Raw genomic sequence first — 780 nt, forward strand, 5'->3', positions numbered from 1 at the left:
ATTTGTGGATGAAGACGAACGAGAAGATGACCTCATTCGGAAGCGGTTTGCCATCTATCACGCGATCAGAATTGACCTGGGTCTGGTCTTTGACGCAATTCATTGTGGCGCGGAGCTGCTACCTGAGTTAACGACCGAGATCAAAAAGCCAAACGACCCCAATGTTAGGCGGCTTCGCTTCATTAGGCGGCTGACTAGTGATCTGCAGAGCRACTTCGGGACACCTCACAGGGCGGTCGTACTCGCCTTGGCGTCAATCTTCTTTGACACCAGTGACCTTGATGAGGCCGCAATTTCGAAGCTTGCTCCTGTCCAGTAGCGACCTACTGGCCCACCCTGAATCAGATTAGCTTTTTCGATATTTGCCTCAGCCTGAATTGAATTGGCAATTGTCCGTTTAGATGGCATGTCTGCCACTGCGCGTGTTCCTTAGATTTCGACTCACCCGCCGCATTGCGGCATACACGGTGCAGTCAGTGGATACACATGGACACAGGGAGTTCCGGCCCTTTATCCCGGAATGCACAAAGGTCGGCATCGGTCGATCCAAGGCCTACGAACTGGCAAACGCTGGTCTGCTCGAGACTATCAGCATCGGTCGGCGCAGATTTGTCTACCTGGACAGCCTCTACAGTCTGCCGACCCGGCTGCTGAGTGACGCCGGGAGGTCTCAATGACCGGGTTCGATTTTAGCAATCTGACTACCGAGCAGCGTCGGCTGCTGGATGCCGGTGGATGGACGGCCGATGGAACGAAGGCTGCTCCTTCCCGCCCCACCAC

General features: G+C 54.9%; 1 protein-coding gene. It reads left to right on the top strand.

What is annotated here, in order from left to right:
- The coding region (locus ACXJKH_RS21555) for a hypothetical protein (RefSeq protein WP_457322439.1) at positions 1 to 319 on the top strand (319 nt) is incomplete at its 5' end.
- Between the last annotated feature and the right edge of the window lie 461 nt (positions 320 to 780).

The sequence above is a fragment of the Stenotrophomonas sp. P5_B8 genome (genome assembly GCF_054049855.1).